Raw genomic sequence first — 14,805 nt, 5'->3', positions numbered from 1 at the left:
TACTTATCAAATTTATTAGGCCAGAAAACGGGCCTAATTGCGCTCCGGATTTGAAGATAAACACCGCCCACTCCATTCCGGTAGCGATAATGAAATTAAAATTCTTCAGCTTTATTCCGCATGCACACAAATGGCATAACATCCGTATTTCCCGCAAAGGCGCTATTTCTCCCACCGGGCGAGCCTACTTCTCAACTCATGTTGAAGCACAATGTAAAGGCTGTGGCGAACGGCTGCATAAAATCTATTACCGCGATATTAGCGATGCGCAAGCCATACGCTGGTTAGGCTAATCATTGTTTCTATATAAAAAAGCCCCGCAACATGCGTTGCAGGGCTATTGCGTGGCTATCGCAAAACTTATTCAGCCGGTTTGGTGCGAATCAGATAATCAAAGGCGCTGAGTGAGGCTTTCGCGCCTTCACCGCTGGCGATGATGATCTGCTTGTACGGCACCGTGGTGCAGTCGCCTGCGGCAAACACGCCTTTCAGGCTGGTTTCGCACTTGGCATCAATGATGATTTCGCCCATCTTGTTGCGCTCAACCGCACCTTCCAGGAAGGTGGTGTTCGGCAGCAAACCAATCTGCACGAAGATGCCGCTCAGCGCGATTTCGTGGCTGCTCTGGTTGTTACGGTCGATGTAGGTCAGGCTGGTGACTTTGCTGCCGTCGCCTTTCACTTCGGTGGTCTGTGCGTTCAGAATCACATCGACGTTTTTCAGGCTGCGCAGTTTGTCCTGCAGCACTTTGTCGGCGCGCATTTCGCTGGCAAATTCCAGCAGCGTCACGTGCTCAACAATACCGGCCAAATCGATTGCCGCTTCCACGCCTGAGTTACCGCCGCCGATCACCGCGGTGCGTTTGCCTTTAAACAGCGGGCCGTCGCAGTGCGGGCAATAAGTTACGCCCTTGGTGCGATACTGCTCTTCGCCCGGTACGCCCATGTTGCGCCAGCGTGCGCCGGTAGCAATGATGATGCTGCGGGATTTTAGTACTGCGCCAGATGCGGTTTCAATTGCGTGCAGACCGCCCTCTTTCGCCGCCGGAATCAGCTTGATGGCGCTCTGGGTATCAATCACATCAACATCGTAATCATCAACGTGGGCACGCAAAGAACCGGCCAGCTTCGCGCCTTCGGTTTTCTGTACGGAGATGTAGTTTTCAATGTCTACGGTGTCCAGCACCTGACCACCGAAACGCTCGCCCATCAGGCCAGTACGGATGCCTTTACGTGCAGAGTAGATGGCCGCTGCTGCGCCCGCCGGGCCGCTGCCGACGATCAATACTTCGTAGGCATCACGTTTGTTCAGCTCTTCCGCCGCGCGCTTGTCGGCGTTGGTGTCCACTTTACCGACGATTTCCGCCAGGCTCAGACGGCCCTGACCGAACTCTTTGCCGTTGAGGAATACCGCCGGCACGCCCATCACGTTGCGCTCGGTGATTTCGTTCTGGAACATACCGCCGTCAATCGCGGTATGGCTGATACGCGGGTTCAGTACCGCCATCAGATTCAGCGCCTGTACCACGTCAGGACAGTTGTGGCACGACAGGGAATAATAAGTTTCGAAGTGGAAGTCGCCTTCCAAAGCCACAACCTGATCCAGCAGGCTCTGCGATTCTTTCGAAGGGTGTCCACCGGTTTGCAGCAGGGCTAAAACCAGTGAAGTAAATTCGTGACCCATTGGCGAACCGGCAAAGCGCGGACCGCTCTGGCTGCCTGGGTTAGTGATCAGGAAAGAGGGTTTACGCACCGGACGATCGTTCTCTTCGCGGAAGCTGACTTTGTCTGACAAGCCCGCGATATCGGCCAACAGAGAGCGAATCTCCGCAGATTTGGCGCCATCATCCAATGTGGCAATCAACTCAACCGGTTTCGTTAGTTTCTCAAGGTAAGCCTTGAGTTGGGATTTTAAATTGGTGTCGAGCATAGTGAGTTCCTGTCATGAAAATCGGGTGCCGTAGCACCCGATAGAGAAAGATCGAATGGCAGCTAACTTAGATTTTGCCAACCAGGTCCAGTGATGGAGCCAGAGTTGCTTCGCCTTCTTTCCATTTTGCCGGGCAAACTTCACCTGGGTGAGAAGCAACGTACTGAGCGGCTTTCACTTTGCGGATCAGGTCAGATGCGTCACGGCCAATGCCTTCTGCAGTGATTTCGATCGCCTGGATGATGCCTTGCGGGTCAACGATGAAGGTACCGCGGTCTGCCAGACCTTCGTCTTCGCGCATGATTTCGAAGTTACGGGTCAGCGCGCCAGTTGGGTCACCGATCATTGCGTATTTGATTTTCGCGATGGTGTCTGAAGAACCGTGCCAGGCTTTGTGGGTAAAGTGCGTGTCAGTGGAAACAGAGTAGATATCTACACCCAGTTTCTGGAACTCTTCGTGATGGTCTGCAACGTCACCCAGTTCGGTTGGGCATACGAAGGTGAAGTCAGCCGGGTAGAAGAAGAAAACACTCCATTTACCTTCAACGTCTTTCTCGGTGACTTCGATGAATTCGCCGTTTTTGAACGCTGCGTTTTTAAATGGTTTGATCTTGGTATTAATGATGGACATGGTGACCTCCGTTAAAAGATGTGATGCAGGCTACAGAATTTTCGGGCCAACTTCTAATATGCAGACGTTATCAATCAGATAACCAAAAGCTATCAAAGCGCCGACACCTGATTTCATGCGGCTCGCGGAGGCATTCTACACAAAAAGGGCGCGGTTCTGTCAGGCTTTATCTTTTTACGGTGAAACTGCTACTTTTATTCAAATACCTAACTGACGGAGCAAATGGGTGCATATACGTTTTTTTGACGAAGCCGATCGGCCTTTTCTGCGCACGCTCTATCTTGCCGCGCGACGCCATAACTGGACGTGGCTGGATGGCGATGATTGGCAGTTAGAAGATTTCGATGCGGTGATTTTGGGCGAAACCGTGCTGGTCGCTGAACTGAATGGGCATCGCGTAGGGTTTGCGGCGGTGCTGGATAATGACAACTTCCTGCATAGTCTGTATGTCGACCCCGATGCGCAGGGACAAGGCGTGGGCAGCGCGCTGTTAGAAAAAGTGCAATCGCGATTTAGCTCGACGGGCGCCTTAAAATGCCTGCAACAGAATCAGGCGGCGATGGATTTTTATCTCAAACACGGCTGGCGGCGCGAAGCGGTTGGCGAGAGCGAGCAGGGAAAATATGTGCTGATGCATTTTCCGCTGGCGACGCGCACCAGCGGAACTGGAAGGCGTTAAACGGCGCGGAACGCGATATCGCCAGGGATAATCTCTCCCTGCCAATAGAGCTGCGCTGCAACGCGACCCGCCAGTTGGCGGTAGAGCGCGGTGAAATCACTGTCCGGACGGCGCACCACGGTCGGTTCGCCATCATCCAGATCTTCACGCAGCGTAATGTGCAGCGGCAACTGGGCCAGCAAACGGGTGCTGTAATCTTCCACCAGCTTCTGCGCACCGCCGGTGCCGAAAATCGGCTCGTGATGTCCGCATTGGCTACAAATGTGCATGCTCATATTCTCGATCACGCCCAGCACCGGCACGCTGACTTTCTCGAACATCACCATCCCTTTACGCGCGTCAATCAAGGCGATGTCCTGCGGCGTGGTGACCACCAGCGCGCCGGTCACCGGCACGTTCTGCGCCAGCGTCAGCTGAATGTCGCCGGTGCCGGGCGGCATATCCAGGATCAGGTAATCGAGATCCGGCCACAGAGTTTCGTTGAGCAGCTGCATCAGGGCTTTACTGGCCATTGGACCGCGCCACACCATGGCGTTGTCGTCGGTGACCAGATAACCAATCGAATTGGTTGCCAGGCCGTGCGCCATTATCGGTGCCATGTGCGTGCCATCCGGCGAGGTGGGACGCTGATTTTCGGTGCCGAGCATGTTAGGGATCGACGGACCGTAAATATCCGCATCGAGAATCCCCACGCGCGCGCCTTCGGCGATCAGCGCCAGCGCCATGTTCACAGCGGTGCTGGATTTGCCCACGCCACCTTTGCCGGAACTGACGGCGATAATGTTCTTCACACCGGTCGCGCCCGGATGGTTTTTCACCCGCTTCAGCGTGGCGATGTCGTGGCGCAGTCGCCAGTCAATGGCGCTGGCGTCCGTCAGGCGCAGCAGTTCGGCGCTGGTTTGCGCTTTCAGCTCTTCAAAAGCGCTGGCCCACGCGAACGGCATCACCAGTTCGATATGCAGCTTGTCATCCAGCAGCGCGACATGGCGCAGGGCTTTCAGCGTGGTCAGGTTATGTTGCAGCGTCGGATGTTCAAAGTCACTCAACACGCCAATAACCAATGCTCGCAGCGCCTCAGGTGAATGATGTTGCTGGGATTGTGAAGTCATCCCCTCTCCTTGTTTATTCATCACGCCAGATTGCGGCGGTGTCTGTTCAATAATATCAGATAGGCGCTAAAAGTGACGTGGATGTCCAGCTGTGTTTACGCCAGAGGGTGCTTCGGTTAACATCTAACACCGATTTTTCTTCAACGGAACGCTACGCAAACATGACTCAAGTCGCTAAAAAAATTCTGGTAACGTGCGCACTGCCGTACGCAAACGGTTCAATCCATCTCGGTCACATGCTTGAACACATTCAGGCTGACATTTGGGTCCGTTACCAGCGAATGCGTGGCAACCAGGTTCACTTCATCTGTGCAGACGACGCTCACGGCACGCCGATCATGCTGAAAGCTCAGCAGCTTGGCATCGCGCCGGAGCAGATGATCGCGGAGATGAAGCAGGAGCACGAAACGGATTTTGCTGGCTTCAATATCAGCTACGACAACTATCACTCGACGCACGGTGACGAAAACCGTCAACTGTCCGAGTTGATTTATGGTCGTCTGAAAGAGAACGGCTTCATTAAGAACCGCACCATTTCGCAGCTGTACGATCCTGAGAAAGGCATGTTCCTGCCGGACCGTTTCGTCAAAGGCACCTGCCCGAAATGTAAGTCACCGGATCAATATGGCGATAACTGCGAAGTGTGCAGCGCGACCTACAGCCCAACCGAGCTGATCGACCCGAAATCAGTGGTCTCAGGCGCGACGCCGGTGCTGCGCGATTCCGAGCACTTCTTCTTTGATCTGCCCTCTTTCAGCGCGATGCTGCAAGCGTGGACGCGTTCAGGCGCACTGCAAGAGCAGGTGGCTAACAAGATGCAAGAGTGGTTCGAGTCTGGCTTGCAGCAGTGGGATATCTCCCGCGACGCACCTTACTTCGGCTTCGAAATCCCTGGCGCGCCGGGCAAATACTTCTACGTCTGGCTGGATGCGCCAATCGGTTACATGGGTTCATTCAAAAACCTGTGCGACAAACGCGGCGATATCGATTTCGACGAGTTCTGGAAGAAAGATTCCACTACTGAGCTGTATCACTTCATCGGTAAAGACATCGTCTATTTCCACAGCCTGTTCTGGCCAGCGATGCTGGAAGGCAGCAACTTCCGCAAGCCAACCAATCTGTTCGTACACGGTTATGTGACGGTTAACGGCGCGAAGATGTCTAAATCGCGCGGCACCTTTATTAAAGCCAGCACCTGGTTGCAGCATCTGGATGCCGATAGCCTGCGCTATTACTACGCAGCCAAGCTCTCTTCACGCATCGACGACATCGACCTGAATCTGGAAGATTTCGTGCAGCGCGTGAACGCAGACGTGGTGAACAAAGTGGTGAACCTGGCGTCACGTAATGCCGGCTTCTTGACCAAACGCTTTGGCGGCAAGCTGGCGAGTGAACTGGCCGATCCCGCGTTATATCAGACCTTTGTGGCGGCCTCAGAGAAGATTGGCGAAGCCTGGGCCAGCCGCGAATATAACCGCGCGATCCGTGAAATCATGGCGCTGGCCGATCTGGCAAACCGCTATGTCGATGAGCAGGCACCTTGGGTGGTAGCAAAGCAAGAAGGCCGCGATGCCGACCTGCAGGCGATTTGCTCCATGGGCATTAACCTGTTCCGCGTCTTGATGACCTGGCTGAAGCCAGTGCTGCCATCTTTGAGCGAGCGTGCCGAAGCCTTCCTGCAGAGCGAACTGAGCTGGGATGCAATTACCCAACCGCTGCTGGATCATGAAGTAGCGCCGTTCAAAGCGCTGTATGGCCGTATCGAAATGACCAAAGTTGACGCGCTGATTGAGGCCTCGAAAGAAGATGCGGCGGCGGCGAATAAGCCTGCAGCAACCGGTCCGCTGGCTGATGCGCCGATTGGCGACACCATCACCATTGATGATTTTGCCAAGGTCGATATGCGCGTGGCGCTGATAGAGAAAGCTGAGCTGGTTGAGGGTTCTGACAAGCTGCTGCGTCTGGAGCTGGATTTGGGTGGCGAGAAGCGTCAGATTTTCTCTGGCATTCGCGCTGCCTATCCGGATCCGTCGGTGCTGGTTGGCAAGATGACCATCATCGTCGCCAACCTCGCGCCGCGTAAAATGCGCTTCGGTATTTCCGAAGGTATGGTGCTGTCAGCGGGTCCAGGCGGCAAAGACCTGTTTGTGCTGTCGGTCGATAGCGGCGCAGTACCGGGCATGCCGGTTAAGTAAGGGATTTCGTTGCCCTCACCCTAACCCTCTCCCGCGCGCGGGAGAGGGAACCGTTCAAAGCAGCCATTTAATTTTTCACTCCACTTTATGCTAGCCTGCTCCACCTAACCATTCCCTCGCCCGCTGGCGGGAGAGGGAATGGTTCAAAGCAGCCATTTAATTTTTCACTCTACTTTTGCTAGCCTGCTCCACCTAACCATTCCCTCGCCCGCTGGCGGGAGAGGGCTAGGGTGAGGGCCCAAGCAACATCAACTGCCGATATATCTCCTCCATCACCGCATCAAACTCTTCGAAAACCTGATGATTCCAGAATCTAATCACTCTCCAGCCACCTCGCTCTAAAAAAGCCGTTCGTTGTTGATCATAAATCTTCGCTTCATCTTCGTTATGCTGCCCGCCGTCTAGCTCAACTATCACCCTCCTTTCATTACAGGCGAAATCCACGATATAACCGCCAATCGGATGCTGACGCCGAAACTTCACTCCGCATAAATTCCGATTACGTAAAAAAAGCCACAAAAGATGCTCCGCTTCAGGCATCGCCTGGCGCAGTTGTCGCCGCCGCGTAATCGCTTTCATCATCGCCTCCCTTTCGCGATATCGGCTTACCCTACGCCATGTTTGCAGGAGGAAAATAACGCGATGAAAAAGCTGGAATCTGCATTCCAATGTGAACGCTAGCACGCTAATCGCTTAATGCGTATGATAAAGCGCTACGAAAACAGGAGCCTGACATGCCTGCCGTTCTCACTGCTTGTTGGCGCTATGTGCGCGCCTTCGTCATCATCTATGCGGCGCTTTACGCTGGAATGGGGATTTCTGCCCTGCTCCCAATAACCATTCCCGGCAGTATCATCGGCATGCTGCTGCTATTCCTGCTGCTGGGTCTGCAAATCATGCCGGTTGAGTGGGTGAAACCCGGATGCCATTTACTGATTCGCTATATGGCACTGCTGTTTGTGCCGATTAGCGTTGGTGTAATGGGCTATACCGATATCCTCACCGCGCAGTTTGGGCCGATTGTGGTGTCATGCATTGTCAGTACTTTTATGGTGCTGCTGATTGTCGGGCTCAGCGCAGAGCGCCTGCAGCGCCCGCAGGAGAAGCCGAATGAGTGATGCATGGTGGTCGCTGCCGCTGACGGTGATCGCCTATTTCCTGGCGCGTAGACTGGCCGCGAAAATTAATATCTCCATCGTTAATCCATTGTTAGTGGCGATGGCGATTGTCATTCCGATTCTGCTGCTGACTCACCTACCATACACGCGCTATTTTGCCGGCAGCAGCCTGCTCAATCAGTTGCTGCAACCGGCGGTTGTGGCACTGGCGTTGCCGCTGTATGAGCAGATGCATCAGATTCGCGCGCGCTGGAAAACCATCATCAGCGTCTGCTTCATCGGCAGCATCACGGCAATGGTATCGGGCACCGCGATTGCGCTGTGGATGGGCGCAACGCCGGAAATCGCCGCCACCATCATGCCGAAATCCGTCACCACGCCAATTGCGATGGCGGTCTCCGCATCGCTGCACGGTATTCCTGCCATCAGCGCCATCTGCGTGCTTATCGCCGGCGTGCTGGGTGCGGTGTTTGGCCATATGCTGCTCAATCTGTTTAAGGTGAAAAACAAATCCTCGCGCGGGTTAGCAATTGGTAACGCATCGCACGCGTTAGGTACCGCGCGCGCAGCCGAGATCGATTATCAGGAAGGCGCGTTCAGCTCCCTTGCGCTGGTGATTTGCGGCATCATCACCTCGTTACTGGCGCCGCTGCTTTTTCCGCTATTAATGCATTGGTGGGGCTAAAACTTGCGAGAGATCTCGCAAAGTTGAAACAACCCAATCAGCTTGCATTGTCAGAGCGACTTGGATCACATATAAAACGTCAGGCGGCGCATCGCCGCTAACGCGTAACTGAGGTCATCCCATCATGCATTCACGATTCCTAACTGCTTTTTCTGCCCTGCCCGCTGCGCTGCAAGCTGCGATTCAGCCGCTGCTGGATGCGCCGGATTTCCATGGCGTATTGCGTCCGCAGGATGTCGCGCAACTGAAACAGCTTACCGGACTGGATGAAGATGCGCTGGCACTGGAACTGCTGCCGCTGGCGGCGAGCTGCGCCGTGGCAACGGTGTCTCACTTTAATGTCGGCGCGATTTCCCGCGGCGTCAGCGGCCATTGGTACTTCGGCGCCAACATGGAGTTCCTGCATACCCCGCTGCAGCAGACGGTGCACGCCGAGCAGAGCGCGATTACGCACGCCTGGCTGCGCGGTGAAGAGAAGCTGGCGGCGATTACCGTCAACTACACGCCGTGCGGACATTGCCGTCAGTTTATGAACGAGCTGAACAGCGGCACGGCGATTCGCATCAGCCTGCCGGGACGCGCGGTTAGCACGCTGGGCGACTATCTGCCGGATGCGTTTGGCCCTGCCGATCTGAATATCAACGAACGTCTTCTAACGCCGGTCGATCATGGTTTTGCGGTTGCAGGCGATGCATTGCAACAGGCCGCCATTACCGCCGCCAATCACAGTCACGCGCCTTACAGCCAGAGTTACAGCGGCGTGGCGCTGCGCAGCCAGAGCGGCAAGGTCTTTACCGGTCGCTATGCGGAAAACGCCGCCTTCAACCCCAGCTTGCCGCCGCTGCAGGCTGCACTGATTTTGATGAACATGAGCAACGAAGCGCTGGAGACAATTCAGCAAGCGGTTTTGGTGGAATGTCAGGACAGCACGCTGAGTCAGCTTGACGCGACCCGCGCGACGCTTAAGGCGTTAGGATGTGAGGATTTCTCACTTACTTTAGTTTCGAAAACATCAGTTTAGTGATCCTTTTACCGCTTTTGTGACCTCCTGTTAACAAAAGCTGTACATCTGCAGGAATTTTCATAGGATCGGGCGCCAGAACCTCTTCACTTCAAGATGGACTGGCGTTACCTTTTCCCGGCGATACGTCAGAAAACACTGCAACCGGAGCAAGCACTGCATGGAACTCGACTACGAAAGTAAACGCCCGCTGTATATTCCTTATGCGGGTCCGATCCTGCTGGAATTTCCGCTATTGAATAAAGGCAGCGCCTTCACCCTCGAAGAACGTAACGAATTTAACCTCAACGGCCTGCTACCCGAAGCGGTAGAAACCATCGAAGAGCAGGCAGAACGTGCCTGGCGCCAGTTCCTGGATTTTAAAAACAACAACGACAAGCATGTCTATCTGCGCAACATCCAGGACACCAACGAAACCCTGTTCTACCGCCTGCTCGACAATCATCTGGAAGAGATGATGCCGATCATCTACACCCCAACGGTCGGCGCCGCCTGTGAACACTTCTCTGAAATCTACCGTCGCGCGCGTGGCGTATTCATCTCTTATAACAATCGCGACCGCATTGAAGACATGCTGCAGAACGCCACCAAGCAGAATGTCAAAGTGATCGTGGTGACTGATGGCGAACGTATTCTCGGCCTCGGCGATTTGGGTATCGGCGGCATGGGCATCCCAATCGGTAAGCTGTCGCTGTATACCGCGTGTGGCGGCATCAGCCCGGCTTACACCTTGCCGGTGGTGCTGGATGTTGGTACCAACAACCAGCAGCTGCTGAACGATCCGCTCTATATGGGCTGGCGTCATCCGCGTATCACTGGCGAAGAGTACGAAGAGTTCGTCAATGAATTCATTCAGGCGGTGAATCGTCGCTGGCCGAACGTGCTGTTGCAGTTCGAAGACTTCGCGCAGAAAAACGCCATGCCGCTGCTGGAGCGCTATCGCGATGAGATCTGCTGCTTCAACGACGATATTCAGGGCACCGCCGCAGTGACCGTCGGCACCCTCATCGCCGCCAGCCGCGCTGCGGGCAGCCGCCTGTGCGAGCAGAAAGTGGTGTTCCTCGGTGCCGGTTCTGCCGGTTGCGGTATTGCCGAGCAGATCATCGCGCAGATGAAGTCGGAAGGATTGAGCGATGATGAAGCGCGTGGCCGCGTGATGATGGTCGATCGCTTCGGTTTGCTCACCGACAAGCTGCCGAACCTGCTCAATTTCCAGAGCAAGCTGGTGCAGAAGAGTGACAGCCTGAAAGATTGGGACACCAGCAGCGACTCCATTTCTCTGCTCGACGTGGTACGCAACGCCAAGCCGGATATTCTGATCGGCGTGTCTGGCCAACCAGGCCTGTTCACCGAAGAGATCATTCGCGAGATGCACAAGCACACCAAGCGTCCGATTGTTATGCCGCTGTCGAACCCGACTTCACGCGTTGAAGCGACGCCAGCCGACATCATCGCCTGGACTGACGGCGCCGCGCTGGTTGCCACCGGCAGCCCGTTCTCGCCGGTCACCTGGAAGGGGAAAACCTATCCCATCGCCCAGTGCAATAACTCCTATATCTTCCCTGGCATCGGTTTGGGGGTTATCGCCGCAGGCGCCAGTCGCGTGACGGATTCGATGCTGATGACCGCCAGTCGCGCATTGGCCGACTGCTCGCCGCTGGTTAACGATGGCGAAGGTCCGGTTCTGCCGGAGATCAAAGACATTCAGGGCGTTTCCAAGCTGATTGCCATTGAGGTGGGTAAAGCCGCGCAGCTGGCGGGCGTGGCGGTGGTGACGTCGGAAGATGTGTTGTCGAAAGCCGTCAGCAACAACTTCTGGCTGCCGCAGTATCGTAATTATCGCCGTACTTCGATCTGATAAATCCGTTGCCGGATCATTTAGATCCGGCAACGTTTAAAAAAACGTCAGCCAACGGGCGTTTACTTGCTTCCCCCGCCCGCCTCAAGTAGCCTTTATCCATTCTGAATTCTGCCAACCGAGTGCCCGCGCGCATGATTAAACGCGTTTTCTTTGGTCTGTTTTTCATCATCTTACTGATGGTGGCGACCGCGCTCGGCCTGGATCGCTGGATCAGCTGGAAAACCGCGCCCTTTATATATGAAGATGTCACCTCGTTGCCACATCGTCAGGTCGGCGTGGTCTTGGGCACGGCGAAGTACTACCGCACGGGCGTGATCAATCAGTATTACCTCTATCGCATCCAGGGCGCGTTGAACGCCTATAACAGCGGCAAGGTCAATTACCTGCTGCTGAGCGGTGATAATGCGCAGCAAAGCTATAACGAACCGATGACTATGCGCCGCGATTTGATCAAAGCGGGCGTCGCGCCGTCGGACATCGTGCTGGATTACGCTGGCTTCCGCACGCTGGATTCGATTGTGCGCACGCGTAAAGTGTTCGATACCAACGATTTCATCATCATTACTCAGCGCTTCCACTGCGAGCGAGCGCTGTATATCGCGCAGCATTTGGGCATTCAGGCGCAGTGCTATGCGGTGCCGTCGCCGAAGAATATGTTGTCGGTGCGTTTCCGCGAAGTGGGTGCGCGTTTGGGTGCGCTGGCGGATTTGTATTTGATGAAGCGCGAGCCGCGCTTCCTTGGCCCGTTAGTGCCAATTCCTGCGGTGCATGAAGTGCCGGAAGATGCGCAGAGTTATCCGGCGGTGACGCCGGAGCAGCTTTTGGAGTTAGAAGAGAAACTGCAGAAGTGACGTTTGCTCCCTGACCCTGGCCCTCTCCCGCGAGCGGGAGAGGGAACCGTGTAGTGCAGGTTTAAGCCAGAATTCGGTCTGCTCCCTCTCCCGCCTGCGGGAGAGGGTTGGGGTGAGGGGAAATCCACTACTTCTTACGTGCGTACTTCAATGAATCCAGCGCCACGGCGAAGATGATAATGCCGCCCTTGATGATGTACTGCCAGTAAGGGTTAACGCCGATGTAGGTCAAACCGTAGTTGATCACGGTGAAGATGATGACACCGGTCACCACGCCGGCCACCGAACCCACGCCCCCGGCAAACGACACGCCGCCGACCACACAAGCCGCAATCGCATCCAGCTCATACATAAAGCCGAGGTTATTGGTGGCGCTGCCGATACGGCCTGCTTCCAGCATCCCGCCGAACGCGTAGAACACGCCAGACAAGGCGTACACCAGAATCAGGTTGAACGGCACGTTCACGCCAGACACTTTCGCCGCTTCCGGGTTACCACCGATAGCAAAAATGTTGCGACCGAAGCGAGTTTTATTCCACAGCACCCAAACAAAGACGATGGCAATCACAGCGTAGAAGGTGATAAACGACAGTTTGAAATCACCAAAACGCAGGAAGCCTTGGGCAAATTTGGAGAAGCCAGGATCGAAACCGGCAATTGGCGATGCACCCACAAAGTCGTAATAGAGCGAGTTGATACCGTAAACGATAATCATGGTGCCCAACGTGGTGATAAATGGCGTTACCTTGAGGTAAGCGATGATCACCCCGTTCACCAGACCAATCACACCGCCGATGATGCACACGGTCAGGATAACCACTGGAATAGGTACGGTATCCAGATGCGGGAACACCTTGTTCGCGTTATCCATCGCCTGCAGCAGCGTGGCTGCCACCACCGCCGCTAAGCCAACCTGACGACCCGCTGAAAGGTCGGTACCCTGGGTGACAATCAAACCGGCCACGCCGAGTGCGATAATAATACGCACCGAGGATTGGGTCAGAATGTTACTCAGGTTCATTAAACTTAAGAAGGTTGGATCCTGGAAAATAATAATTGCCAGCAGTACAAACAGGACAACGTAAATGCCGCCCTCTTTTAACCAGGTTAGCGCATTCTTTTTAGTAGTCGCTTTCATGTTAAAGCCCTTGCTTCATTAAAGGTGTAATGACGCTAAACGCAGGATTTCATTCTGCGAGGTCGTTTTGGTATCAACAATGCCTGCTACCTGGCCATTACTCATCACTAAAATACGATCGGTAATACCCAACAGCTCTGGCATTTCAGAAGAGATAATAATGATGCCCTTCTCTTTCTTCGCCAACTCGGCAATAAGTTGGTAGATTTCGAATTTCGCGCCCACATCAATCCCGCGCGTCGGTTCATCAAGCATCAATATTTCCGGCTGCGTTAATAACCAGCGACCAATAATCACTTTCTGTTGGTTACCACCGGAAAGCGAACCAATTTGCGTATGATGACCCGGCGTTTTCACGCGCATCGAATCAATGACCCATTGGGTATCGCTTTTCATACGTTTATTATCGAGCAGCCCCATGCTGGATTTATACTTTTTAATATTGGAGATAAGCGAGTTAAAGCCAATATCCAGATACGCATAAATACCGGTGGAGCGACGCTCTTCCGTCACTAGCGCAAAGCCGTGGTTAATGGCTTCGTTGGCGCTGTGGTTATTAATACTCTTGCCGTGCAGCTTAATCGTACCGCCTGACTTCTCGCGAATGCCAAACAGGGTTTCGACGATGTCGGTACGTTTAGCGCCCACCAAACCGGCAATACCAAGAATTTCACCTTTACGCAGATCGAACGAGATATCACGAATCGACGGCTGACGCAGTGAGGTTAAATGGCGCACCTCAAGAATGGTTTCCCCCGGCACGTTAGTTTTATCCGGGAAGCGCTGGTTCAATGAACGGCCAACCATCATCGAGATGATTTTGTCCATGTCCAGGCCTTCCAGCGGCTGGGTGGCGATCCACTGTCCGTCACGCAAAATGGTAATCTCATCACACAGCTGGAATATCTCTTCCATCTTGTGCGAGATATACACAATGCCGCAGCCACGATCTTTCAGCTTACGAATAATCGTGAACAAGTGGTTCACTTCTTTTTCGGTCAGCGATGATGTCGGCTCATCCATAATGACGATTTTGGCATCATAGGAGAAGGCTTTGGCGATTTCGATCATCTGCATCTGCGACACCGATAAGGTGGCAACTTTATCGCGCGGATCGATATCAATATCTAATTCATCAAAGATCGCTTTGGTATCGCGATACATTTTATCCTGATCGACAAACACGCCTTTACGTGGATAACGGCCAAGCCACATGTTATCCATGACGTTGCGTTGCAGAACCAGGTTTAATTCCTGATGCACCATGGAAACGCCATTTTCCAGCGCTTCTTTGGAGCTCTTATAATCAATTTCCTCACCCTGAAACAGGATGCTCCCCGTATCCTTTTTATAAATCCCAAACAGACATTTTAATAATGTAGATTTCCCGGCGCCGTTTTCGCCCATTAATGCATGAACAGAGTGCGGCCGCACTTTTAAATTCACATTATCTAAGGCTTTAACTCCTGGAAATGATTTCGAGACATTCGTCATCTCCAGCAGATATTCACGCTGTGTGGTCGGATTCTCACTGGCCATAATTTACCTGGCTAAATAAAGCGTTGGTCAGATGCAATAAGGCGCGGCG

General features: G+C 53.9%; 14 protein-coding genes. 8 read left to right on the top strand and 6 right to left on the bottom strand.

The window, feature by feature from the left end; all coding sequences use genetic code 11:
- Positions 1 to 89: 89 nt before the first annotated feature.
- Entirely contained in the window at positions 90 to 293 is a 204-nt protein-coding gene (locus DEU53_RS08115) for a hypothetical protein (protein WP_101763330.1), read from the top strand.
- Positions 294 to 360: 67 nt separating this feature from the next.
- On the opposite strand, the gene ahpF is transcribed toward DEU53_RS08115, so the two are convergent.
- Both ahpF and ahpC read right to left on the bottom strand, forming a co-directional pair.
- Positions 361 to 1,929, bottom strand: coding sequence for an alkyl hydroperoxide reductase subunit F (gene ahpF, locus DEU53_RS08110; RefSeq protein WP_110866621.1), 1,569 nt, complete (start codon positions 1,927 to 1,929; stop codon positions 361 to 363).
- A gap of 67 nt (positions 1,930 to 1,996) precedes the next feature.
- A complete protein-coding gene (gene ahpC, locus DEU53_RS08105; protein ID WP_101763328.1) occupies positions 1,997 to 2,560 on the bottom strand; it encodes an alkyl hydroperoxide reductase subunit C in 564 nt (187 codons plus the stop codon).
- 226 nt (positions 2,561 to 2,786) lie between these two features.
- On the opposite strand from ahpC, the gene DEU53_RS08100 reads away from it, so the two are divergent.
- A complete protein-coding gene (locus DEU53_RS08100) occupies positions 2,787 to 3,239 on the top strand; it encodes a GNAT family N-acetyltransferase (protein ID WP_110866620.1) in 453 nt (150 codons plus the stop codon).
- On the opposite strand, the gene apbC is transcribed toward DEU53_RS08100, so the two are convergent.
- Positions 3,236 to 4,348, bottom strand: a complete 1,113-nt coding sequence (gene apbC, locus DEU53_RS08095) for an iron-sulfur cluster carrier protein ApbC (RefSeq protein ID WP_110866619.1) — start codon at positions 4,346 to 4,348, stop codon at positions 3,236 to 3,238. The genes DEU53_RS08100 and apbC overlap by 4 nt on opposite strands.
- A 161-nt stretch (positions 4,349 to 4,509) precedes the next feature.
- Between apbC and metG the strand changes: the two genes are divergently transcribed.
- Positions 4,510 to 6,543 (top strand): methionine--tRNA ligase, encoded by a 2,034-nt coding sequence (gene metG, locus DEU53_RS08090; RefSeq protein ID WP_110866618.1) that lies wholly within the window; start codon positions 4,510 to 4,512, stop codon positions 6,541 to 6,543.
- 225 nt (positions 6,544 to 6,768) lie between these two features.
- Here the strand turns inward: metG and DEU53_RS08085 are convergent, their stop codons facing one another.
- Complete coding sequence (locus tag DEU53_RS08085) at positions 6,769 to 7,125, bottom strand: endonuclease domain-containing protein (RefSeq protein ID WP_110866617.1); 357 nt, start codon at positions 7,123 to 7,125, stop codon at positions 6,769 to 6,771.
- Between the two features lie 152 nt (positions 7,126 to 7,277).
- Here DEU53_RS08085 and DEU53_RS08080 point away from each other — a divergent pair, with 152 nt between their 5' ends.
- The 5 genes from DEU53_RS08080 (at position 7,278) to sanA (ending at position 12,079) form a co-directional block, all read left to right on the top strand.
- Entirely contained in the window at positions 7,278 to 7,661 is a 384-nt protein-coding gene (locus DEU53_RS08080) for a CidA/LrgA family protein (protein WP_110866616.1), read from the top strand.
- The gene (locus DEU53_RS08075) at positions 7,654 to 8,346 is read left to right on the top strand and encodes a CidB/LrgB family autolysis modulator (RefSeq protein WP_110866615.1); all 693 of its coding nucleotides are present in this window, start codon (positions 7,654 to 7,656) and stop codon (positions 8,344 to 8,346) included. The genes DEU53_RS08080 and DEU53_RS08075 overlap by 8 nt, the downstream gene beginning before the upstream one ends.
- Before the next feature lie 124 nt (positions 8,347 to 8,470).
- Positions 8,471 to 9,367, top strand: coding sequence for a cytidine deaminase (cdd, locus tag DEU53_RS08070; protein ID WP_110866614.1), 897 nt, complete (start codon positions 8,471 to 8,473; stop codon positions 9,365 to 9,367).
- A gap of 160 nt (positions 9,368 to 9,527) precedes the next feature.
- Positions 9,528 to 11,225 carry an NAD-dependent malic enzyme gene (locus tag DEU53_RS08065; protein ID WP_101763321.1) on the top strand — a complete coding sequence of 566 codons (1,698 nt, stop codon included), beginning with the start codon at positions 9,528 to 9,530 and terminating at the stop codon, positions 11,223 to 11,225.
- 134 nt (positions 11,226 to 11,359) lie between these two features.
- On the top strand, positions 11,360 to 12,079 hold the full coding sequence (gene sanA / locus DEU53_RS08060) for an outer membrane permeability protein SanA (protein WP_008104952.1): 720 nt from the start codon (positions 11,360 to 11,362) through the stop codon (positions 12,077 to 12,079).
- Between the two features lie 127 nt (positions 12,080 to 12,206).
- Here the strand turns inward: sanA and mglC are convergent, their stop codons facing one another.
- A complete protein-coding gene (mglC, locus tag DEU53_RS08055; RefSeq protein ID WP_007889502.1) occupies positions 12,207 to 13,217 on the bottom strand; it encodes a galactose/methyl galactoside ABC transporter permease MglC in 1,011 nt (336 codons plus the stop codon).
- A gap of 18 nt (positions 13,218 to 13,235) precedes the next feature.
- A complete protein-coding gene (mglA, locus tag DEU53_RS08050) occupies positions 13,236 to 14,756 on the bottom strand; it encodes a galactose/methyl galactoside ABC transporter ATP-binding protein MglA (protein WP_110866613.1) in 1,521 nt (506 codons plus the stop codon).
- Between the last annotated feature and the right edge of the window lie 49 nt (positions 14,757 to 14,805).

The organism is Pantoea sp. AG1095 (genome assembly GCF_003208415.1).
GTDB classification, from domain to species: Bacteria; Pseudomonadota; Gammaproteobacteria; order Enterobacterales; family Enterobacteriaceae; genus Pantoea; species Pantoea leporis.
This window is presented reverse-complemented; position numbering and strand designations above follow the sequence as displayed.